Raw genomic sequence first — 23,491 nt, 5'->3', positions numbered from 1 at the left:
TCAGGTTTTGGGATGAGGTTCGGGGAGTTTCGTCATGTGGTGAAAACGCCACCAAAGCATCAATCCTGCGCTTGTCAAGCCAAAAGGGAACGCCATCCAGACACCTACTACTCCCCATCCCATCACAAAGCCACAGAAATAACCTACAGGAAGGGAAATAATGAAATAGGCGACAAAAGCAATCACCATCATTAGTTTTACATCTGAAATTCCACGCAAAGCGTTGGCGAAAGTAATCTGCAGTCCGTCGCCAAACTGATAAACGAGGAAAGGGAAGATTAGAGAGGTCACCATAGCAGCCACTTCCTGACTGTCGGTAAACCAGCCTCCCAAGTAATTCCGGCAAAGGAAGACAATCAAAGAAAGCACAACGCCCAATGTCATCATCAGATGAAAACCTGCATAGGCAGAACGACGTACATTGATGATATCATTCTGACCTTTGAAATTACTGACACGAACAGCCACAGCGGCACCCATACCGTAATACATCATAAATGTAAACTGTGAAATAGCCAGCATAACCTGATGAGAAGCCAGAGCGATAGTACCCAGCCAACCGATCATGATCGCACTTAGACTAAAGGAGGCTGTCTCCATTCCCATTTGAAAAGCAACCGGCCATCCGAGGCCGTTCAAACGTCCAAATATAGCTCGTGACCATCCCAAACGGAAAAAGCCAATCTTATAGCGGACAAAACGCGGACTACGCATAAAGATGATGATAAATATAATCACCATCACGATACGCGAGAACAGCGTGCTGATACCTGCTCCCAACAGACCTAACTCGGGCAATCCGAGCTTTCCATAAATCAGGATATAGTTTCCTATGATATTCAAGACATTTCCACCAAGCAATATCCACATAGCGGTTTTTGTATCCGTAATTCCGTCTGTAAACTGCTTGAATCCATTGAAAAGCATAACAAACACGAGTGAAGCGAGCAAAACAAGGTAATACGGCTTAATCAGGGGAATCAATTCTTCCGGCTGTCCGAGACGTTCTATATTTAGATAAAGAACAGTCATACAGATAGTCAGCAGCAATGCAACCATCAGGTTTGCCAGCAAACTGTTGCGTAAAGCCTGTCCCGCAGGGGCATACTGGCGGGTTCCATACAAACCTCCCACAATCGGAGTCAACCCATACGAAAAACCCGTGCTGAAAATTATCGCCAGATTGAACACATTATTGACGAAGGAAGCTGCTCCCAGCTCAATCGTACTATGATGTCCGATCATTAACGTATCCGCAAATCCAAGAACGATTACTCCTATTTGACCGATCACAATCGGCAGTCCGAGAAAAATTAGTGCTTTATAATGCTCTTTATATGTACTATAAATATGTCTCATTTACTTTTCCGTTACCTAAACGTATCTCCATTTTCAGGCAAAGGGACTTTTCCCTTTCACTGATAGATTATAAAAAGGGAGAATTTAATTTTGTTGTTTCTTATAATAAAGTATTACTCCGTTCTCCTTACGGAAAGCAGATTGAGCTACCGCCCGCAATTGTTCGGCTGTGACAGACCGATAACGATCGACCTCTTTTTCCATGTCCTCCGCCCGACCAAGCAATTCGTACCAAGCCAGGTTGGTTGCCACATTTAAATAATTGATGTTGCCGAATATCTGGGTAGACTCAAATTTATTCTTCACCTTTTCCAGTTCCTGTTCGTCAACCAATTCTTGTTGCAACAAATCCAGTTCTTCCCGTACTGCCGCTTCCGCTTGTTCCAGGGTGACACCTGCCGAAGGTTTACCACTAATATGGAATAACCCCGCATCTACACTGCCGGAAATATAGGCATCTATACTTGAGAATAATTGTTTCTGCTGTACCAAACGCTGGCTCAAACGGCTGGAACGCCCGTTACTCAACACATCCGACAGAATATCAAATGCATAATAATCCGGATGGCAATGGGCAGGCATGTGGTATGCCATAAATAAAGAATCGAGAGGAACATTTCTCTCTACCGTCAGCCGGCGCTCTTCCGTCTGTTCCTGCTCCTGTGGCAGGTTCCGTTGAGGAACTTCCCGACGAGGAATAGAGCCGAACCATTTTTCTGTCAAAGCAACCGCCTCTTCGAAAGAGATATTGCCGGTCACAGCTAATATAGCATTATTAGGAGCATAAAAACGGAAAAAGAATGCCTCCACTTCTTCCAGCGTAGCATTGGCAATATGCGACAACTCTTTTCCAATAGTAGGCCATTGATAAGGATGCGTCTGATAAGCCAGAGGACGCAAAAGATGTCCGATATCCCCATAAGGCTGATTCAAACATCGCTGTTTGAATTCTTCCATTACTACTCCCCGCTGTACCTCCAGACTCCGTTTGCTAAAATCAAGACTCAACATCCGGTCGGATTCCAACCAAAAGCCGGTTTCTACATTCTGACGAGGTACAGTGAGGTAGTAATTGGTTATATCATTATTCGTCCAGGCATTATTCTCTCCACCCGCCAGTTGAAGCGGCATATCATAATCGGGAATATTCACCGACCCTCCGAACATCAGGTGTTCGAACAAATGGGCAAAACCGGTATGTTCGGGATCTTCGTCGCGAGCTCCCACATTATATAATATATTAAGGGCAACCATCTGCGTACTTTCGTCCTGCGAATGTACCAGACGTAACCCATTATCAAGAATATGCCTGTTGATTTTCATATATTTCAGTCAAGTATTGTCACCTTTGTTATTTTTACATCTTCTTCGGGACGATCGCTACGGTCGGTTTTCACCTGCTGGATTTTATCCACAATATCCAAACCTTTCACTACTTCGCCGAACACAGTATATTCGCCATCCAGATGCGGAGTTCCTCCCACCGTTGTATAGGCTTCAATCTGTTCCGGAGTGAAATGAAATTCCGGTTGTTTGGCTGCCATTTCCTGTGCCTCTGCAAACAACTTTTCCTGCAAATCATAAAGACCGTTTTCGTCATTTGCTTTTCGCATCTTATAAATTTCCTTCATGTGTTTCTGTGCCAGCGTATTGAAAATAACATTAATCTTATTCTCATTCATCTGGCTTTCCATACCCAGCAAGGTAGAGTCATTGAACACCTTACCTGTCACGATATAGAACTGACAACCGGAAGATTCTTTCTTCGGGTTCACATTATCTCCCTGACGGGCAGCGGACAGGGCACCTTTCTTATGGAAATATTTAGGATATACAAATTCAGCGGGAACAGTATAACCTACATCTCCCGTACCCAGCATTTTTCCTTTCGGTGCATTCTTTGAGTCCGGGTCACCAGCCTGAATCATAAAATCTTTGATAACACGATGAAACAGTGTGCCTTCATAAACACCGTCCTTCACCAGTTTGATAAAATTATCACGATGTTTCGGTGTCTCATTATATAGTTTCACCTCGATATCTCCTACAGTTGTTTCAATCTTTACCAACGTTTCTTTATCCATGTCTCCTCCTTTTTTTGTTCCGGTTTTGCAGGCAGTAAGTCCGCAAAACGATATGGTTAATATTATCAATAGAATCTTTTTCATAACACTTTTATTTAATTTAAGTTTGCAAATATACCACTTTCGCCTAAATCCTCTTACCTTTGTGACTTAAAAGAATCAAAACCTGACATGATGAGCTCCATATTGATCGTTGAAGATGATATCACTTTTGGAATGATGCTAAAAACCTGGCTAGGCAAAAAGGGCTTTGAAGTATCATCAGTGAGTAATATTGCCCGCGCCCGAAAACATATCGAAAGCCAAAACGTCGATCTGATTTTATCAGACCTGCGACTACCCGACCACGAAGGTATCGATCTGCTGAAATGGATGAATGAACAAGGCATGGACATTCCTTTAATCATCATGACTGGCTATGCGGATATACAATCCGCCGTACAGGCAATGAAACTGGGAGCACGTGATTATATAGCCAAACCGGTAAATCCGGAAGAATTACTGAAGAAAATTTCTGAATGTCTGCAGTCTGAAAAGAGTCCTGCTACTCATAACGTTGCTAAATCTTCTTCTAAAAAAGGTGCTTCTACTTCATCTAAAGATTCAACAGAAAATCATCGTGCTTATCTGGAAGGAGAAAGTGATGCAGCCAAACAGCTCTACAATTATGTAGGTCTGGTAGCTCCGACCAATATGTCCGTACTTATCAACGGTTCCAGCGGAACAGGAAAAGAGTATGTGGCGCACCGTATTCATCAACTTAGCAAACGAAACGATAAACCGTTTATTGCCGTAGATTGTGGATCTATCCCCAAAGAACTGGCTGCTTCCGAATTTTTCGGTCATGTGAAAGGTTCGTTTACAGGTGCTCTGACAGATAAAACGGGGGCTTTCGTTGCAGCCAACGGTGGTACTATCTTTCTGGATGAGATCGGAAACCTTAGTTATGAAGTGCAGATACAACTGCTTCGTGCCTTGCAAGAGAGAAAAATACGTCCGGTAGGTTCTACACAGGAGATATCGGTAGATATTCGTCTGGTATCTGCCACCAATGAGAATCTGGAACAAGCTATTGAAAAAGGTACTTTCCGTGAAGACCTTTATCATCGCATCAATGAATTTACTCTCCGGATGCCCGATCTGAAAGAACGGAAAGAAGATATTCTGCTCTTTGCCAATTTCTTCCTCGATCAGGCAAACAAGGAACTGGATAAACACCTGATTGGTTTCGATGCAAAAGCATCGCAAGCTTTAATGAATTATCATTGGCCGGGAAATTTGCGCCAAATGAAGAACATCATCAAAAGAGCAACTTTATTGGCACAAGGCAGTTTCATTACTCTATTGGAATTGGGGACCGAGCTTTTAGAAACTCCTGCATCCAGCAATACGAGCATTGCATTACGCAATGAAGAGACTGAAAAAGAGCATATTTTGGAGGCACTACGCCAAACAGGAAACAATAAGAGTAAAGCAGCGCAATTACTGAATATTGATCGGAAGACTTTATATAATAAATTGAAATTATACAATATTGATTTGTAACAAGTTACGTTCTTGCATTTTCTCAAGTGTTCTCATGCCTATGAGAAAATTTTCTCAATGCGATGAGAAAAAGTTCTCATTACTATGAGTATTTATTCTCATAGTAGTGAGAAATGATTCCTTTTTGCACTTCCCTGATAATGGTTGTACTACCTTTCTTCTTTTCGCTAGTTTTAGGTGATAAAATATCTATATTTCTCCCATATATTTAGAAGGAGATACCCCAAAATGTTCCGTAAAATGCTTGCGGAGAGTGCGGGTATCCGAATAACCAACCAGTTCTGTTATCTCCTGAATAGAGTATCGGTTCTCCAGAATTAGTGCAGCAGCTTTACTGATGCGAATACTGCGAATCATATCTATTATGGATAAGTCACTGCGCTGCTTCACCTTACGATATAAGGTAGGCTGGCTCATATTCATCTGTTCTGCCAGCATTTTAACGTTGAAGTTCTCATTAGAGATATTCAACTCTATCACATGAATGAGCTGTAACAGAAAGTCATCTTCTTGTTCTCCTTCTTCCGATTTTTGCTTCAGCATCAATGCTTTAGTATAAATCCGTTTCAATCGCTCACGCTGTAAAATCAGATTGTCGACTTTCGCCTTCAAAATTTCGGGATTAAAAGGTTTCATCATATAATCATCCGCACCACTATGTGAACCTTCCAATATATCAGCATCTTCCGCCTTAGCCGTGAGCATAAGGATAGGAATATGTGCCGTCTCTTGTTGTGAACGAATCTCCTGACAACAAGTAAATCCGTCTTTTACAGGCATCATCACGTCCGAAATAATCAAATCGGGAAGTTTCTCTTTCGCCATTCGTACACCTTCTTCCCCGTCGACAGCTTCATATAATTGGTACCTGGAGCTAAACAAACTACATATATATTCACGTACATCTTCATTATCTTCTATGACCAACAAACTCTTTTTAGTCATAACTTCCTGTGTGTCTTCTCCATATAGCAAAACCGGAAGTTCTTTTTCATGTCCTTGTTTCGTTGTTTTCAAATGAGGTTCCGGCAATTCATAATCATCTTTTGCAAAATGTGCTTTTCCCTCAGGAATATACAGTACAAATGTGCTTCCTTCACCCGGTACACTTTGTAATGTAACCATGCCATGATGTAAATCCATCATATGCTTGACAATATGTAAACCGATCCCCACCTTTGTAGAAAATTCAGGAAGATTGTCTCCTATTATGAAAGATTCAAAAACATGTTTTTGCAGTTCTTCGGAAATACCTTTACCTGTGTCTGAAACAGCGATTTGACAATATCCTTGTCCGTCCTTTATCGTATGTGAAACGGACAACAAAATACTCCCGCCCGGAGATGTGTATTTAAATGCATTTGATAAGAGATTCTGAACTGCTGAGAAGATCTTTGCTTCGTCTATCCAAACCATCAATTTATTTTCCGGCAAGGTTATCTCAAAATGCAAGCCTTTGATTTCTGCCATTTGGCAGTAAGAATCTGACGCGGTCTTTATCAATTGAACTATATCAATTTCAGATAACTGAAGTTTTACCATTCCCGCTTCTATCTTCTGCACGTATAGCAAATGATCGACCAGGGTGTGCAACGAAGTTGCATTTTTATACATTACTTGCAGCTTCTTATAAAAAGGCTCTAACGGGTTATATTGTTTCATCAGTTCCTGCAAAGGGGCAAGAATCAAAGTTAGTGGAGTACGTAGCTCGTGGGCAGCACCCGTGAAAAAGTTTTCACGTTCCATACGTATCTGGTGTTCTTTCTCACGTTCCATATTGACGGTCAACAACTCATGTTTCATCTGCATTTCGCGTTCCAAACGCTTTTGGCGCATTTTTATCAACCGTATACAATAAATTATCCCACCCAATACCAACAAAAATATGCAAATGCGGAAGATTAAAGTGTTACTCCAATGAGGAAGAATAACGATTTTCAAAGAAGTTACAGGACCAGTCTTTCCATCCGGATAAATACTCCTCACTTCAAAGATATAATCTCCGGCAGATAAATTGGTATATGACGCTTTTTCTCCATCGTCAGATATTAGCCAGCCCTCTTGATAGGGTAAAAGCCGGTAGTGATATTTCTGCTGTTCGTTTGAATAAGATAGATTATTGAACACTAGAGAAAAGTCCCGATTATCATTATTCAATATTACCTGATCTGTATAAGAAATCATTTTGTCGAGCACAATTTGGTTATTTATCGTTTCTCCGATCTCAACGGAGCGATTGTCGACCTCCAAACCGGTAATCAAAACCCGTTCGTTGTTCGGATAAGCATCTATTTCATCCGGATCAAAATAAGTCAGACTCTGATTATTTCCAAAAAACAACGTATTACAACTGAATATAGCAGAACGGTTACTTCCTGCTATATAATAATTATAAAAAAGATGTTGATGACGACTATAACGTGATATTCCTGAATTACTGCCCAGCCAGATGCGCCCCTTACCATCTTCCACTATACATCCGACAAAGTTACTACACAATCCATTATTAGTAGTATAAAATTCGCTGATTGTATCTTGAGAAGGCGAAAGAACAGCAAATCCATCCACATAGCCGATATATAAATTTCCATCTGAAGATGCCAATAAAGAACGCACCGAATGATAATCAAGGTTTATATTAGGTTCATAACCTTTTTTTGCCGTTATATCACCGGAAGCTAACTCTGTAATTCTGCATACTCCCTGCTCACTTGTTCCCAGCCATATTGCCCCATCTCTGGTTCTGGTAATGGCACGCACCCAAAGAGAACCTTTCTCATTTAGACACCGCTCCACCGGCAATTTTACACATGTCCCTATTTGAGGATCATATAAAAGAAGCCCTTGTTCCGTACCAATCCAGAACCGGCCTTTTTCATCCATATACAAAGCCCATACAGGAGATTTGCTAACACTTCCCTTTATCAACAAAGGCTGGGTTGTAAACCTACCGGATTTAGTGTTATAAACAGTCAGCATACCATTCCTATTTCCAAACCAAAGATTTCCGGCAGAATCTTTCAAAGCACATAATACTGTTTCTTCCGACTTTTCTTTTTTTGTATCTACCCCAGAAAAGGTCAGTTTCTTACCTTGAACATACGGCATATCACTCCGCATTATCCCTTTGTGAAAAGTAGCTAACCATATATGTCGCTCATCATCCATGAGTACACTACATATTTCATTATGTCTATTCTGATAATAACGGTTATAAAATTGCGACCTCAAGTCCGAGTACATCACTCCACCGCCATTGGTACCTATCCATAAAACACCATTCGGGTCATAATAGGCAGAAATCAACCTCGTCTCAAGATTCCGGTGAATTTGTGTATATGTGTAGTTATATATTTCAGAAGTCATCTCTTCCCCATTTTCTCCATCCGGCATCAGTAAGGTATAGCCACTCCATGTTGCCGCTAAATAACGATTATTTCCGATGTATATAGTTTCATAAACATCCGTATGGGAGAGAAGATTTTCTTTTCCCACTCCACCATAAGAAATACAGTCAACAAGACCTGTGCGTGTATGATAACGAATAATTCCTCTAGCCAAAGTTGAAATCCAGACAATACCTTGTCTGCTTAAAGCAGAAGTTATATGTAATGCCCCTCCACTATCCAGCAAAACTTTTTGACACACCTCCGAAGTATCCACACAGAATAGACACAGATAGCCTTTATTAGTTGCCAACCAGATTCTATTCTTATTCTCCCCATCATAACAGATAGTACTAAAGGAGCCACCATCCTTTGACAATAAATTGTATTCTTTTTGCAGCCTGATACGAATAGTCAATGTACGTCTTTCCGGTTCTGTTTGTTCCTCCCATTGACACAATAGTAATTTATTCCCAGATATTCCCCAAAAAGAAGATTCGTCAGCAGGCAATATTCGATCTAAAGTAAGCTTCTCCATATTGGAACCGGAAAAGACAGGAATGAAAGATTCCATTTTCCGGTTGAAAAAATGAAAAGTTCCATTAGAAACGATTCCCAAATAATCATGCGACAATCGTACGATAACAGAATTTGGAAGATAGCTTTCTGCTGGTTTGAAATTCCGGACCGTCCTACCGTCATAACGGCTTATCCCATTACTTGTTCCAAACCACATAAATCCATCATCATCCTTATATATAGAAGTGATTGTATTATCGGCCAAACCATCTTGCATGGTCAGCAAACGAATGTCTTTATCAAAAAAAGCATGAATAAGACTTATCGGACAACTACTCACAATCAGAATAAGAAGAATTAGATTTAAGCACTTCATTATTTTTCGTTTTGATGCAAATAAACTAAATATATCCGAAAGCACGAAAAAAAGTTATAAAGAAATAATATTTGAATTAAACATGTATGCTAAATGAGAAGAACATGCATACCCCCAAAATCCCAATCCGCGTACTTTTGCAGTATACAACCTTATGTTTAACTTTAAATAAAATGCAATGAGAAGACTTAAATCATTACTCATCATGTTATTGCTTAGCATTAATTTCATGTATGCACAGCAAATCAACATTAAAGGCACGGTGACTGACAAAAAGCTCAATGAACCCATCATTGGTGCCAGCGTAATCGTAAAAGGAAGTACAAACGGAACAATTACTGATTTCGATGGTAAATTTGCAGTTTCCAATGTTCAAGTAGGAAAAACTCTGGTTATATCTTATATAGGTTACCAGACTAAAGAGATTAAGATCACTTCTGAAAAGCAATATGCTGTTTCTTTGGATGAAGATACACAGACATTGGATGAAGTGGTTGTAGTAGGATTTGGTACCCAGAGAAAAGCCAATCTGACCGATGCAGTAGCCACCGTAGACACAAAAATGCTGGATTCACGTCCGGTAACAAACTTGGGACAATCACTGCAAGGTACAGTCCCCGGTTTAAATCTTTCCGTCGGCAGCCGTGGTGGTGAATTAGGACAAACACTGGACATCAACATTCGTGGTACCGGTACTATATCACAAGGCTCCAATGCAGCAACTTTAGTATTAATCGATGGAATCGAAGGGAATATGAATAATCTGAATCCTGACGATGTAGAATCAATTTCTGTTTTAAAAGATGCTGCATCAAGTTCTATCTACGGTTCTCGTGCCGCTTTTGGTGTGATCTTAATCACAACCAAAAAAGGAAAAGCCGGTAAAATAAATGTCACTTACTCCGGAAATGCACGTTACTACGGTCCCAACCATTTGCCCGACTTAATGAACTCATGGCAGTTTGCAAACTATTTCAATGAAGGTAATGCTAATTCAGGTGCTGCCAATCCGATTTTTGACGACGACACAATGGATCGTATCCAGAAGTACATGAATGGAGAAATCAATACCAGCACTATTGCCAATTCTAACGGTAACTGGCAGTTTCATGAAAAAGCGAATGACAATGTAAACTGGTATAAAAAACAATATAAATGGTCATGGGCACATGAACATAATCTGAATATAAGTGGTGGTACAGACAAAAGCCAATATTATGTTTCAACCAACTATTTAAATCAAGACGGAAATTTACGTTTCGGAGAAGATACTTATGACCGTATCTCCACAAACGCTAAGTTCAACGCACAACCGTACAAATGGCTGGACATTGAAGTGAATACCAAATATGTGCACACCAATCTCGACAATCCATTCTATACAGACTTGGATGGTCTGCTTTATCATGACATTGTACGCATGTGGCCTACCATGCCATTTGAAGACCCGAACGGACACTATATGCGTAACGGTAAATTAGCACAATTGACGAATGACAGTCGTTCCAAAACCAGCAATGACAATGTATATCTGCAAGGTCAACTGGTGTTTCACCCTATGAAAGGCTGGAATATTTATGCCAATGTAGGTTTACGCCTTATCAGCCAGTTCAAGAAACAAAATCTGAACAAAGTATATGAATACAATGTGGAAAATGAACCTTTGCTGCTGTCTTATGGTTCAACTTACACTGCAGGACAAACCGGTGCCATGCAACATTGGACGAATGACAATCATCTGACTACCAGTTTATATTCAGATTATTCTTTTTCCATCAACCAACACATGTTTAAAGTAATGGCCGGCGTCAATACGGAAAAATACAACAACCGTTATTTATCTGTCAAACGTATGGACCTGATATCTGAAAACGTTCCGGAAATCGGTGCCGCTACCGGAGAAGATGTTATCAATGAAGCCAGCGCATACTCATGGGCGACAGCAGGTTTTTTCGGTCGTATTAACTACGATTACTCTAACAAATATTTCTTTGCGGCAAATCTACGCTACGACGGTTCTTCACGTTTCCTGCGTAAAGACCGTTGGGGAGTCTTCGGATCTTTCTCTTTAGGCTGGAATATAGCTGCCGAAGAATTCTTCCCTGTAGATAAAGATATTATCAACCAATTAAAGCCACGTTTTTCCTGGGGTACATTAGGTAATCAAAATACCAAGTCATATTATCCGATGTATTTACTGCAGACTGTCAAGGTGAATGGCGGAAGCTGGTTAATGGGAGATTCAAAACCGTCAATCGCAAGCGTCCCCGGAACAATCAGCAGTTCACTGACCTGGGAAACTGTTAAATCACTTAATGTTGGTTTCGACCTGGGTATGCTCCGCAATCGTCTGACTGTTAACTTCGACTATTTTGTCCGCAAAACACTTGATATGGTAGGACCTGCGTCAGAAATAGCAGGTATTTATGGAACAGGTATGCCACAAACCAACAATACCAATCTCCGCACCAAAGGTTGGGAATTGGCTATCGGATGGCGTGACCATATAGGACAAGTTAACTATAACGTAGGTTTCAACATTGCTGACTCCCGCTCTTTTGTTGACAAATACCCCAATGCTGACAAATCAATCAAGACCTATTACGAAGGACAGGAATTAGGAGAAATCTGGGGATATGTAACCCATGGCATTGCCAAAAGCCAGGCAGAAATGGATGAATGGATAACCAAGAACAATCCTTCCTGGGGTTCGGGTTGGGGCGAAGGTGACATCATGTATACTGACTTGAATAATGATAACGTTATCAATGAAGGTGCCAATACAGTAGATGATCCGGGAGACCGCAAAATTATCGGTAACTCCACTCCACGTTTCCGTTTCGGTATTAACTTGGGATTGGAATGGAAAGGATTAGACTTCAGCATGTTCTGGCAAGGAGTAGCCAAACGTGATCTGGCTTTGACAGGAGCCATGTTTTGGGGACTCTCCGGTGGTGAATGGCAATCAACAGGCCTCAAAGAACATTTGGATTATTACCGTCCGGAAAATACAAATTCCGTATTTGGTCCCAATACTGATGCCTATTTCCCCAGAATTTACATGGGAAAAGATATGAACCAAAAAGTACAGAGCCGCTACCTGCAAAATGGAGCCTATGCACGTTTGAAAAATATCCAAATAGGATATACATTACCTAAACAGTTAATCAGTAAGCTGTGCATGCAGAATCTGCGTGTATTTGTCAGCGCAGAAAATGTATTGACCATCAGCAGTTTGCCTAGCGGATTCGACCCGGAAACGACATATTCTGTCTACCAAGAAGAATTTTCAGGTAAGACATATCCACTCCAGAGTACAATTTCTTTTGGTATTAATGCAACATTCTAAACAATCAGAACACATATGAAAAAGATATTATTATATACATTTATGGCTGCATCAGGCATATTTGCCTCATGCAACGATTATCTGGACTGTGAACCAATCACGAGTGTGAGTACAACAGTCTACCTCTATTCAGAGTCAGACTTAGCCGCCTATGCCGCTAAATTCTATAATGACAGTGAGAATGAAGACAACGGCGAATATGGAAACATTCTTCCATCACATGGGTCAGGCAGTTATAACATGGGATTGTTTGATGATGACAACGGAACCGATAATCAAACAGCCGACACTCCCAATAAATTGCTCGTAAAAGGACAGTCCTATGTCGGAGATGACAATCTCTGGTATAAATACTTCCGTAAGATTCGTGCAACCAATTATTTCTTGCAGACCGTCATTCAACGCTTTGAGAATGGAGAGATTACAGGTAATGATGCTAATATCAAACACTATATCGGTGAAGTTTACTTTTTCCGTGCCTATATTTATTTTATGGCATTACGAAACTTAGGTGATTTCCCTATTTTAAAAGAAGTGGTAACCGATGATTATGATGCTGTGCGCGAGGCATCTAAACGCCGTCCACGTAACGAAGTTGCCCGTTTCATTCTCTCTGACCTGGATAATGCTTACAACTATATGCTACCTACCGCTCCTGTAACCAACCGTCTGAACAGGGATTGTGCAGCCTTGGTGAAAAGCCGCGTAGCTTTATTTGAAGGAACTTGGGAAAAATATCATAAAGGTACTGAATTTGTTCCTGGTGGTCCCGGTTGGCCCGGAGCAAATATGGATTATCTAAAAGATTTTAATATCAACATTGACTCTGAGATTAAATACTTTTTGGAGCAAGCTGTCGAAGCTGCTGATATCGTAGCCAAAGCGCATCCTATATTAAATAACGATTATGCTGCCATGTTCAACTCTGTAGATTTGAGTGGAATGAATGAAGTATTGCTATGGCGTAAATACAGCTTGAATTCAGAGGCTACTTCTTATCATTTTGTAGTCAGTTATCTGCAACGTAACGGTGGTGGAAATGTTGCTTTCACACGTTCAATGGTAGATTCCTACCTGATGAAAAACGGTTTGCCGATTTATGCCAACAATTCAGACTTTCAAGGTGACGATTCTTATAAAAACTTATTCGCCAATAGAGATCCCCGTATGGATCAGACTATCCTGAAAACCGGAGATCTCCTGTCTGACGGTCCCAACCTGATAGAGTATATAAAAAAAGATGGTCAGGGTTATTTCTATCGTGCACCAATCTTCGAAGGACAGGTTGAAAACGGTAATGCTACCGGCTACTGCCTCCGCAAGGGATTAAACACTTCCGGCAGCATGCAGACTACCAAAGAATCTTATACCGGATGCCCGATATTCCGTGCCGCAGAAGCTTATCTGAATTATCTGGAAGCATATTATGAATTACATGGAAATTTACAAGGTAACTGTGATACTTACTGGAAAGCACTACGCAGTCGAGCCAACGTAGATACAGATTATCAGAATACGATCAATAATACCATCATGGAAAAAGAAAAGAATGATTGGGGAAGTTATTCTGCCGGAGCTCAAGTGAATGCTACATTGTACAATATCCGCCGTGAACGTCGGATAGAATTGGCCGCTGAAGGACATCGCATGAATGACCTGAAACGCTGGAGAGCTCTTGACCAAGTACAGAACGTACATATTCAGGGATGCAATTTCTGGGAAGGCATTAGCCAACTATATACAAATCCCCAACCAGAAGATGCAGCTTCCACACTAGCGAAAATGACATTGATTGAATATGGAACTACGGAAGAAACAGCTAATGTTTCATCACGCAATGACCAATATGCAGAAGGAAAATACCTATTGCCTTACCGTAAGAATAAAGCTAATATAGGATTTAACGGACTTAATTGGAACACTGCTAAATATTTATATCCTATAAGTAACCGAGAGTTCCGTTTAACCACTACAGTAGCCGGTTCCGGTGATTTTGATACTTCCAGTATCTATCAAAACCCGGGATGGACTAAGAATGACGGTACATTACCTGTAGGCGATTAGAAGATATGAAAGTTTTCAGGTAGCAGCAAAGAATACCAGCCTTTGCATTAACACTAGGGAGGAAAAGTTTTCTTTCACCAAAATAACTTTACCTCCCTATCATAATATATGAAGTAATATATGTATCTTTATCCATTATAAATGTTACCATGCAAAAAATAATTTACCCTTTAGGATTTGTTAGTGGAGTTATATTCTCATTGCCTGTTGTTGCCCAAACAACCCCTAACCTCCTTTTTATCATGGCAGATCAATATCGGGGTGACGCACTTGGCTGCATTGGTAAAGAACCGGTAAAAACTCCTTGCCTGGATAACCTTGCTTCCGAAGGTGTTCTATTTACCAACGCCATCAGCAGTTATCCGGTTTCATCTCCGGCAAGAGCCATGTTGATGACAGGTATGTATCCACCTCACAACAAAGTTACAGGCAACTGCAATTCACAAACTGCACCTTATGGAGTGGAACTTCCACAAGAGGTCCGTTGCTGGAGCGATGTACTGAAAGACATGAACTATCATACCGGCTATATAGGTAAATGGCACTTGGATTCTCCTTACAAACCTTATGTGGATACCTACAATAATCGGGGAAAAATAGCATGGAACGAATGGTGTCCTCCCGAACGCCGTCATGGCTTCGAGCATTGGATAGCTTACGGTACCTACGATTATCATCTGAAACCAATGTATTGGAACACTACAGCTCCGCGTGACAGTTTCTACTATGTAAACCAATGGGGACCCGCCTATGAAGCAGACAGAGCCATTGAATACATCGAAGCACAAAAAGCGAACGATCATCCTTTTGCCTTAGTAGTTTCCATGAATCCACCGCACACAGGTTACGAATTGGTTCCTGACAACTACAAAGCCATATATAAGGATATGGATGTAGAAGCCTTATGCAACAACCGCCCGGATATACCAGCTAAAGGAACTGAAATGGGAGATTATTTCAGAAACAACATACGCAATTACTATGCCTGCATCACCGGAGTGGACGAGAACGTAGGACGTATCATTAATGCACTTAAAGCCAATGATCTTTTTGAAAACACAATCGTTGTTTTCACTTCCGATCATGGTATTTGTATGGGTGCTCATAATCAACCGGGAAAAGATATCTTTTACGAAGAATCAATGCGTATCCCTATGATTATCTCGTGGCCTGAAAAAATAAAGCCACGCAAAGACAAACAACTGATGATTGCTTTTGCCGACTTGTATCCGTCACTTCTATCCATGATGGGATTTCAGAAAGAAATTCCCGAAACCGTGCAAACATTCGACCTATCTCAGGAGATTCTCGGCAAAACTCCCAAAGATATCGTACAACCTTATTATTTTGTACAGTATGACAACCACTCTACCGGTTATCGTGGGTTACGTACTGCCAGATATACTTTTGTAGTCCATGCTACAAATGGAAAAATAGACGAAACAGTTCTTTATGACCGGTCAAACGACCCTTATCAAATCCATAATATAGCCCGGCGCTCCCCCAAGCAAGTCGGGCAATTCTACAAACAATTAAAAACATGGTTAAACCAGACTAATGATTCATTTACCAATTATCTGACCATACAATAAATGACTATATGAAGAAGCTATACTTTTTTTTTCTATTGATCGTTTGTTCAATCTATATTTTTGCACAAGAACAGATTATCCCTGTCCCCAAGCCTCACCAGCTAAAATGGCATGAAGCTGAACTGGGAGCTGTATTCCATTACGACCTTCACGTATTTGACGGCATCCGTTATGGACAGGGTAACAACCGCATCAGCCCCATAGAAGATTATAACATTTTTAACCCCACCAAGCTGAATACCGACCAATGGGTGGAAGCAGCCAAAGCGGCGGGATGTAAGTTCGCCGTACTGACAGCCACTCACGAAACAGGCTTCGGACTTTGGCAAAGTGACATCAATCCTTACTGCCTGAAAGCTGTAAAATGGCGTGATGGAAAAGGGGACATTGTACACGACTTCGTCAACTCCTGTCGCAAGTACGGATTACAACCAGGGATTTATATAGGAATCCGCTGGAATTCATTATTAGGTATCCACAATTTTAAGGCAGAAGGCGAAGACGAATTTGCCCGTAATCGCCAGATATGGTATAAAAAGTATTGTGAAAAGATGGTTACAGAACTTTGCACCCGCTACGGAGACCTATATATGATATGGTTTGACGGAGGAGCTGATGATCCACATGGTGACGGTCCGGATGTAGAACCCATCGTCAACAAATACCAGCCTGAATGTCTCTTCTATCACAACGTTGATCGTGCAGACTTCCGTTGGGGTGGTTCCGAAACAGGCACAGTAGAATACCCCTGCTGGTCTACTTTTCCTTATCCGTATAGCCACAGTAATGCCACCGAACCGGCACGCGACCACAACCTGCTACTCAAACATGGTGATAAAGATGGTAAATACTGGGTGCCTGCTATGGCTGATTCTCCACTGCGTGGAGCTAACGGGCGTCATGAATGGTTCTGGGAACCGGACGACGATGATAACATTTATCCCCTGACTACACTTATGACCATGTACGAAAAATCTGTCGGACGAAATGCCACACTGATCCTTGGTCTGACTCCCGATCCTACCGGACTAATTCCGCCGGGAGACGTTGAACGTCTCAAAGAGTTTGGGAATGAAATCAACCGACATTTCTCTTCCCCGATAGCGTACACTTCAGGACAAAAGAAAAGTTTACTTCTGGAGATGAAGCAAAAGCAACCAATTAACTATTGCATCATTCAAGAAAATATAAAGAAAGGAGAACGTATCCGACAGTATAAGATAGAAGCCAGAGTAGACGGCAAGTGGAAAACCGTCTGCCAAGGTGAGTCAGTAGGGCACAAACGCATTGAGAAATTCGCTCCGATAGAAACAAATGCATTGAAACTGACCATAACCGAATCTATTGCACCACCGGATATTATCAATTTCAGTGCATATTCTGTTGAATAAACAAGTTTCAATAATTAAACAGTCAAGAATGCATAAAGATAGCACTAAAAAATGACCCCCATGAATAAAAAAACATTATTACCCCTTGCATTTGTGCCACTCGCAGCAACCAATCTGCAAGCACAAAGCAATATGCAAATAGAACGCGCGGACAAACGTCCGAATATCATTCTCTTTATGGTAGACGATATGGGATGGCAGGATACTTCACTCCCATTCTGGACACAGAAAACACACTATAACGAATTGTACGAGACTCCCAATATGGAGCGGTTAGCAAAACAGGGAATGATGTTTACTCAAGCGTATGCCAACAGTATCAGTTCTCCTACCCGGTGCAGCCTCATCACCGGAACAAACGCCGCACGCCATCGAGTCACTAACTGGACGCTGCAAAAGAATACAATGACAGACCGTAAAGATAGCATTCTGGCAGTCCCTGACTGGAATTACAATGGAGTAAGTCAAGTGTCCGGCACTAATCATACTTTCGTAGGAACCTCCTTCGTGCAACTGCTAAAGAATAGTGGTTATCATACTATACATTGTGGAAAAGCCCATTTCGGAGCGATAGATACTCCAGGGGAAGATCCGCATCATTGGGGATTCGAGGTAAATATTGCCGGACATGCGGCTGGTGGACTTGCCAGTTACCTGGGAGAAGAGAATTACGGACATACCAAAGACGGAAAAGCGGTATCACTGATGTCTGTTCCCGGATTAGAGAAATATTGGGGAACGGAAACATTTGTAACTGAAGCATTGACGTTGGAAGCCATTAAAGCACTGGATAAAGCGAAAAAGTATAATCAGCCTTTCTATTTGTATATGTCGCAATATGCCATCCACATTCCTTTGAACAAAGATATGCGCTTCTATGAAAAGTACAAGAAAAAAGGAATGACAGACCATGAAGCTGCTTACGCCACACTGATTGAAGGAATGGATAAAAGTTTAGGTGATTTAATGAACTGGCTGGAAAAAAATGGAGAAGCCAACAACACTATTATCATTTTTATGAGTGATAACGGAGGACTTGCATCCGAATCCGGATGGCGTGACGGCAAGCTGCATACACAGAATTATCCGTTGAACAGTGGTAAAGGTTCTACTTACGAAGGTGGCATCCGCGAACCGATGATTGTCAGCTGGCCGGGAGTAGTAGCTCCGGGAAGCAAATGCAACAACTACTTGTTGATAGAAGACTTCTACCCTACTATTCTTGAAATGGCAGGTGTCAAGAACTACCAGACAGTTCAGCCGCTAGACGGTATCAGTTTCATCCCTCTGCTGAAACAGACAGGCAACCCGGCCAAAGGCCGGAGTCTTTTCTGGAATATGCCTAACAACTGGGGAAATGACGGTCCCGGAATCAACTTTAATTGTGCCGTTCGAAACGGCGACTGGAAATTGATTTATTACTATGGAACAGGCAAGAAAGAGTTATTCAACATACCTGATGATATAGGAGAAAGCAACGATCTTAGTGCACAGCATCCGGACATCGTGAAAAAACTTTCTAAAGAGCTGGGCAACTATCTAAGAAAAGTAGATGCACAACGACCGACTTTCAAAGCGACAGGCAAACCTTGTCCCTGGCCGGATGAAATCAAGTAAATAGATTACCTAAATAAAAGAATGGTGGCGGGGAGTGTGGAATAATTCCACACTCCCCGCCACAGTTTCCACACACTCCACACATACTTCCCCACTATCCTAATTGGCATCATCTTCCTCATTCCTTTATTTATCAATCACTTATCATACATTCTCTAATTTTGGCACGCGCTTTGATCTTTAATTAAACGTTAGCGAAAAGCAATAACCGATTCCTTAACACAAAGGTAGAGAATTGAAAACATATATCTAATAATCATTAAAGCAAACGATTATGAAAAAATTAGTATTAGTAGTAGCAATGTTTATGTTTGTTTGTGGTGGTTCATTCCTTGTAAAGGCTCAGAGTTCTGCAGAAGCTGTGACAGCCCCGACAGAAATCAATGCGACAGTTGTCAACGATACAGTAGTTAAAGATACTGTAACTAAAGAAGACGCGCCTGCAAAGGCAGAACTGGTTGCACTAGCCGCCATTGTCAATGATACAGTTGTCACAGACACTACATCAAAAGACAAACCGGCTGAGCCTGTCAAGGAATAACCTTGCCAACAACATGCAGGACATAGTCTGCCGAAGAATAGTAAGCACACTACAAAAAAAAGCCATCCCTACTTTCGTCTATTCCGGGGATGGCTTTTTTATTATCCTATCTTCTTACAATCATTCTGTAGGAGCACTTGTTTCCAATATCGGATCAGTTTTCCAACTTGAAACAATATTTGCCGCCTCTGCTTCGAAGCTCTTTCCTGCCAAAGACACAAATGTCTTGGTATTACCATTTCCATTATTGAATAACCAATTAGCTACCATTCCATCCTTATCCTCACTCAACAACTTACCGCTCTGCTCGGAGATCTGTTGATCCGACAAGGCTTTTGTCCAAATACGGGCATAACTGATAGCTCCGTTCAACCGGCGTTTACCATCAGACTGGCCGATGTAGAAATCAGAAGTAAGATTGATCTCTTTCAAATCATCCGGCGTACCGTTTGATAATTGAAGCGTTTCTCTGACACCATTTACATACAACGCAATCCGCTCGCTTCCGCTCTTACTATTATCCAATACCACAGCCACATCATACCACTTATTGGTTTCTATCTTAGTAGAGCCCTCATAGCGAATACTACCTTTATCATCTGCAGCAAGCTGAAGGAAACGTTCCTCATCATTGCTTCCTCCCTTATGCACATCGACACGCAGCAAGAATTTCTTCTCTATACCCATCACCGTATTAATCCGGGCATTTCCATTGTCATTGCCATTCAACGACTCAATGTTGAAACGAGCCTCAAATGTGAGCGTACTCAAATTCTTTAGCGATTCATCTGCCGTACCATTATATTCAAACGGTACTTTAAAGTAATTACCGCTACCCAGGTTTGCCACTTTATCTGCCTGTACCACCGTTACGGTCAGACTTAATTCCTGTTCCGCTTCGTCTCTGACAAACACGGTAGTGATACCCGCTTTTTTACCTATTAAATTGAAACGAGTGTCATCCACCTGCTGAATAGCTACAATCTCTTCATTCTCTGCTGTCAGACTATAACCTCCGTTTCCTTTTTCTACCGTAATCATGATCTTATTGTTGACTCCCACTCTCGGTGTCAGATTGGAGACATCGATAGAAATCGGATTTACCGTCACCTGAACCACCGCCTGTTTTCCTTTATGGTCTGTAAAAGTCACTGTTGTATGTCCGTTCCTCAAACCTGTCAAAGTATAGAAAGGGCGGAACTGATCTGTATTAACCATGCCGACAACCGTTTCATCCTCCACCTCATAAGACAATTCATCATTGCTGGAAAAGTTTCCCATGCTGACAATCAGTTGCTTTTCACCGGCAACTTCCAAGATCACCTCCGACTCATTCACTTCCAATTCAAATACACCAACATTCACAGAGATATTGGCAACTACTCCTTCTCCATCCATTACTTCGATGGTAGTGGCTCCATTCTGTGAGCCACTTTTTACAGTTATCAATTCGTCGGAAACGGTAGCCGTTGCAATAGCAGTGTTGAAACTTCTCACGGTATAGTTTCCGTTTCCAACCACTACATTCACTTTGGCTTCCTCATTCTGCCCGATACGTATCACCGGTTTGTTCACAACCAACTCTATCAAGTCTTTAGCCACATCGTCATCATCATCGTCGTCACAACCTGTAACGGCAAACGATAATACCGACAATAGCAACAGACACATATATGTATAGATTCGTTTCATCTGATTTTCTTTTTAAAGTTATACATTCCTACCGGTTTACCATCCGGGATTTTGTTCAATGGTCGGCGTCTTCTGCAACTCACTCTGGCGAATCGGGAACAGATAATGCTGAATAGAGAAAGTACGTTCTTCCACGCAGAAACGCTCCATTCTATATTTCACACCGTCAACCGTAATCGCTCCATTCTCATCCTGCACCGGACGCATTCCGTTAATCATTCGCTGGCAACGGGGTAATGCACCGTTATTGGCAGCCCAGTATTTTTGCGTACGTTTTGAGTTATCGCTTCCGCTGGATTTCCAAAGGCTTTCCTTTGCCAGTTCTTCCTTACTGGTGGGCTCCAGATACAAGCGGCAAGTCCACGGACGTTTTCCCTCATAAAAGAGTTCCACGCGACGTTCACGCTGGATGTATTCACGCATCAACTGTTGATTAGTCTTTACTTCCGGTGGCATCGGTTTCATAAAAGAACGTTCACGAACCGTATTCACCAATTTATAAGCTTCATCGATATCCTCGCCCAATTCATTACAGGCCTCTGCATAAATATAGATAAACTCCGGAAGACGCCAGATGGCGGGCGCATTGATACTGAAGTTACCGGATTTGTTCCATGACTCCTGTTGAAATTTACGTAAATAATAACCGGTAGTAGTTGCATTGGTAGCACCAATCTTATCGGAACCACTCGCCGTATTGATCGTTTTCGACTCGTTCTTATTATTACGATAAGGAGCTCCGTGATAAATTACATCGCGATAGAAACGCGGGTCACGAGTACCTTTCATATACGGATTAGTATCATCATAGCCACCTTTACGAGCTTCTGCCGAATATACCGGATAGCCATAATCACCTACGATATATTCATATTCATCCACTTGTTCCTGCACTGGTTGCTGGCGCGAACTTCCCTCACGGCTGGGCGGATAAATATCCCCCTGCCATGCCTGATCCTTGCTCTTCGTCATAAAGAACACATACTCATTGGCAAAGGCATCCATATCATAAAACATATCCCACAAACGAGCATATACACGACTGTCATTCAGATTACCGTCAGCCGGATCCTTGAAATCATTTGCATCATGTTTCGTATAGAGAGAATAACGCTTGGTGCCGCCGACTTCGAAATCCAGAACTGCTTTAGCCGCTTCTTTGGCTTTTCTCCAACGAGTAGCATCATAAGCATACTCATTTTCAAACACACGACGCAAGTTGTATCCATATTGAGAAGCACCATTCCACAACGGAGTAGCCGCTACCCAGCGAACAAAAGAAATCAATCCCAGACAGGCTCCCTTATCCACACGGCCAAAGTTCTCGGAAGTTTTCACATACTTATTAGGAACCATGCCATAAGCAGTTTGTGCATCGGTCACAATCTTTTCAACCATCGAATGAACAGACTCTTTCTTGAAGTCCATATTATCTCCGGCATTAATCACACGGTCAATATAAGGAGCTTCGCCATACATACGCAGTAACAGCATGTGGAAATAACCACGCATGAAATACATCTCACCGATACGGTTACGAAGATCACCATCCTGTTGAGGGTTGTCGGGCGTGTTATACTTCTGTACATTTTCTATAATCAGGTTCGCTTTACGGATTCCTTCATAAAGAGCTTCCCAATATTGCCCTACACTACCGGGCAAAGAGTTCGGGTTCCAGGCGCCGTTATTGAAGTTATTCGTAATGTTCCCCTCTACGTTGGTTCCTTCACATTCGTCCGTAATGGCACTGTTGCTGAAGTGCTCGAAAAACACCAGCGGACGGTCTGCTTTCTTTGCAGCCGCATATACGTCGGAGACTAGTCCGTTCACTTTTTCGTAACGGGCAAAAACGTCCGCTTCCGTAATATTATCATCATCGTCCCGGTCCAGGTAATCGCTACACGAAGTAAAGACCAACGGCAGGACCAATAAAGCAATTGCTGAAAATCTATATAACTTTTTCATATTTCTATCTT

At 41.6% G+C, this 23,491-nt stretch carries 13 protein-coding genes; 7 read left to right on the top strand and 6 right to left on the bottom strand.

Annotated features, from left to right (window positions below; genetic code table 11):
• The 3 genes from H8796_RS09490 to H8796_RS09480 form a co-directional block, all read right to left on the bottom strand.
• The gene (locus H8796_RS09490; RefSeq protein ID WP_008997864.1) at positions 1-1,359 is read right to left on the bottom strand and encodes an MATE family efflux transporter; all 1,359 of its coding nucleotides are present in this window, start codon (positions 1,357-1,359) and stop codon (positions 1-3) included.
• 84 nt (positions 1,360-1,443) lie between these two features.
• Positions 1,444-2,682 (bottom strand): pitrilysin family protein, encoded by a 1,239-nt coding sequence (locus H8796_RS09485; protein WP_117936060.1) that lies wholly within the window; start codon positions 2,680-2,682, stop codon positions 1,444-1,446.
• Positions 2,683-2,687: 5 nt separating this feature from the next.
• On the bottom strand, positions 2,688-3,527 hold the full coding sequence (locus tag H8796_RS09480) for a peptidylprolyl isomerase (RefSeq protein WP_004304934.1): 840 nt from the start codon (positions 3,525-3,527) through the stop codon (positions 2,688-2,690).
• A gap of 87 nt (positions 3,528-3,614) precedes the next feature.
• Between H8796_RS09480 and H8796_RS09475 the strand changes: the two genes are divergently transcribed.
• Entirely contained in the window at positions 3,615-4,988 is a 1,374-nt protein-coding gene (locus H8796_RS09475) for a sigma-54 dependent transcriptional regulator (protein ID WP_117936062.1), read from the top strand.
• A 189-nt stretch (positions 4,989-5,177) separates the two neighbouring features.
• Here the strand turns inward: H8796_RS09475 and H8796_RS09470 are convergent, their stop codons facing one another.
• Entirely contained in the window at positions 5,178-9,269 is a 4,092-nt protein-coding gene (locus H8796_RS09470; protein ID WP_117936064.1) for a two-component regulator propeller domain-containing protein, read from the bottom strand.
• Between the two features lie 178 nt (positions 9,270-9,447).
• Here H8796_RS09470 and H8796_RS09465 point away from each other — a divergent pair, with 178 nt between their 5' ends.
• From H8796_RS09465 to H8796_RS09440, 6 genes are all read left to right on the top strand, one after another.
• On the top strand, positions 9,448-12,618 hold the full coding sequence (locus H8796_RS09465; protein WP_117936065.1) for a TonB-dependent receptor: 3,171 nt from the start codon (positions 9,448-9,450) through the stop codon (positions 12,616-12,618).
• A 15-nt stretch (positions 12,619-12,633) separates the two neighbouring features.
• Positions 12,634-14,682, top strand: coding sequence for a RagB/SusD family nutrient uptake outer membrane protein (locus H8796_RS09460; protein ID WP_117936067.1), 2,049 nt, complete (start codon positions 12,634-12,636; stop codon positions 14,680-14,682).
• Positions 14,683-14,831: 149 nt separating this feature from the next.
• Positions 14,832-16,274 carry a sulfatase gene (locus H8796_RS09455; RefSeq protein ID WP_117936069.1) on the top strand — a complete coding sequence of 481 codons (1,443 nt, stop codon included), beginning with the start codon at positions 14,832-14,834 and terminating at the stop codon, positions 16,272-16,274.
• 8 nt (positions 16,275-16,282) lie between these two features.
• On the top strand, positions 16,283-17,665 hold the full coding sequence (locus H8796_RS09450; RefSeq protein WP_117936071.1) for an alpha-L-fucosidase: 1,383 nt from the start codon (positions 16,283-16,285) through the stop codon (positions 17,663-17,665).
• A 60-nt stretch (positions 17,666-17,725) separates the two neighbouring features.
• Positions 17,726-19,282, top strand: coding sequence for a sulfatase (locus H8796_RS09445; protein ID WP_008776381.1), 1,557 nt, complete (start codon positions 17,726-17,728; stop codon positions 19,280-19,282).
• A 274-nt stretch (positions 19,283-19,556) separates the two neighbouring features.
• A complete protein-coding gene (locus tag H8796_RS09440; protein WP_117936073.1) occupies positions 19,557-19,823 on the top strand; it encodes a hypothetical protein in 267 nt (88 codons plus the stop codon).
• Positions 19,824-19,943: 120 nt separating this feature from the next.
• Here H8796_RS09440 and H8796_RS09435 read toward each other — a convergent pair whose 3' ends face one another.
• Both H8796_RS09435 and H8796_RS09430 read right to left on the bottom strand, forming a co-directional pair.
• The gene (locus tag H8796_RS09435) at positions 19,944-21,515 is read right to left on the bottom strand and encodes a LamG domain-containing protein (protein WP_117936075.1); all 1,572 of its coding nucleotides are present in this window, start codon (positions 21,513-21,515) and stop codon (positions 19,944-19,946) included.
• 36 nt (positions 21,516-21,551) lie between these two features.
• Positions 21,552-23,480 carry a RagB/SusD family nutrient uptake outer membrane protein gene (locus H8796_RS09430; protein ID WP_117936077.1) on the bottom strand — a complete coding sequence of 643 codons (1,929 nt, stop codon included), beginning with the start codon at positions 23,478-23,480 and terminating at the stop codon, positions 21,552-21,554.
• Positions 23,481-23,491: the final 11 nt, after the last annotated feature.

The organism is Bacteroides sp. M10 (assembly GCF_014334015.1).
Taxonomy (GTDB): Bacteria; Bacteroidota; Bacteroidia; order Bacteroidales; family Bacteroidaceae; genus Bacteroides; species Bacteroides intestinigallinarum.
Note: the sequence above shows the minus strand (reverse complement) of the source record. Positions and strands in the feature narration are given on the sequence as shown.

Coding starts and splice junctions, on each gene's coding strand:
- H8796_RS09470 (WP_117936064.1), bottom strand. CDS start 9,269: ATGAAGTGCTTAAATCTAATTCTTCTTATTCTGATTGTGAGTAGTTGT.
- H8796_RS09480 (WP_004304934.1), bottom strand. CDS start 3,527: ATGAAAAAGATTCTATTGATAATATTAACCATATCGTTTTGCGGACTT.
- H8796_RS09475 (WP_117936062.1), top strand. CDS start 3,615: ATGATGAGCTCCATATTGATCGTTGAAGATGATATCACTTTTGGAATG.
- H8796_RS09445 (WP_008776381.1), top strand. CDS start 17,726: ATGAATAAAAAAACATTATTACCCCTTGCATTTGTGCCACTCGCAGCA.
- H8796_RS09440 (WP_117936073.1), top strand. CDS start 19,557: ATGAAAAAATTAGTATTAGTAGTAGCAATGTTTATGTTTGTTTGTGGT.
- H8796_RS09460 (WP_117936067.1), top strand. CDS start 12,634: ATGAAAAAGATATTATTATATACATTTATGGCTGCATCAGGCATATTT.
- H8796_RS09485 (WP_117936060.1), bottom strand. CDS start 2,682: ATGAAAATCAACAGGCATATTCTTGATAATGGGTTACGTCTGGTACAT.
- H8796_RS09455 (WP_117936069.1), top strand. CDS start 14,832: ATGCAAAAAATAATTTACCCTTTAGGATTTGTTAGTGGAGTTATATTC.
- H8796_RS09490 (WP_008997864.1), bottom strand. CDS start 1,359: ATGAGACATATTTATAGTACATATAAAGAGCATTATAAAGCACTAATT.
- H8796_RS09450 (WP_117936071.1), top strand. CDS start 16,283: ATGAAGAAGCTATACTTTTTTTTTCTATTGATCGTTTGTTCAATCTAT.
- H8796_RS09465 (WP_117936065.1), top strand. CDS start 9,448: ATGAGAAGACTTAAATCATTACTCATCATGTTATTGCTTAGCATTAAT.
- H8796_RS09430 (WP_117936077.1), bottom strand. CDS start 23,480: ATGAAAAAGTTATATAGATTTTCAGCAATTGCTTTATTGGTCCTGCCG.
- H8796_RS09435 (WP_117936075.1), bottom strand. CDS start 21,515: ATGAAACGAATCTATACATATATGTGTCTGTTGCTATTGTCGGTATTA.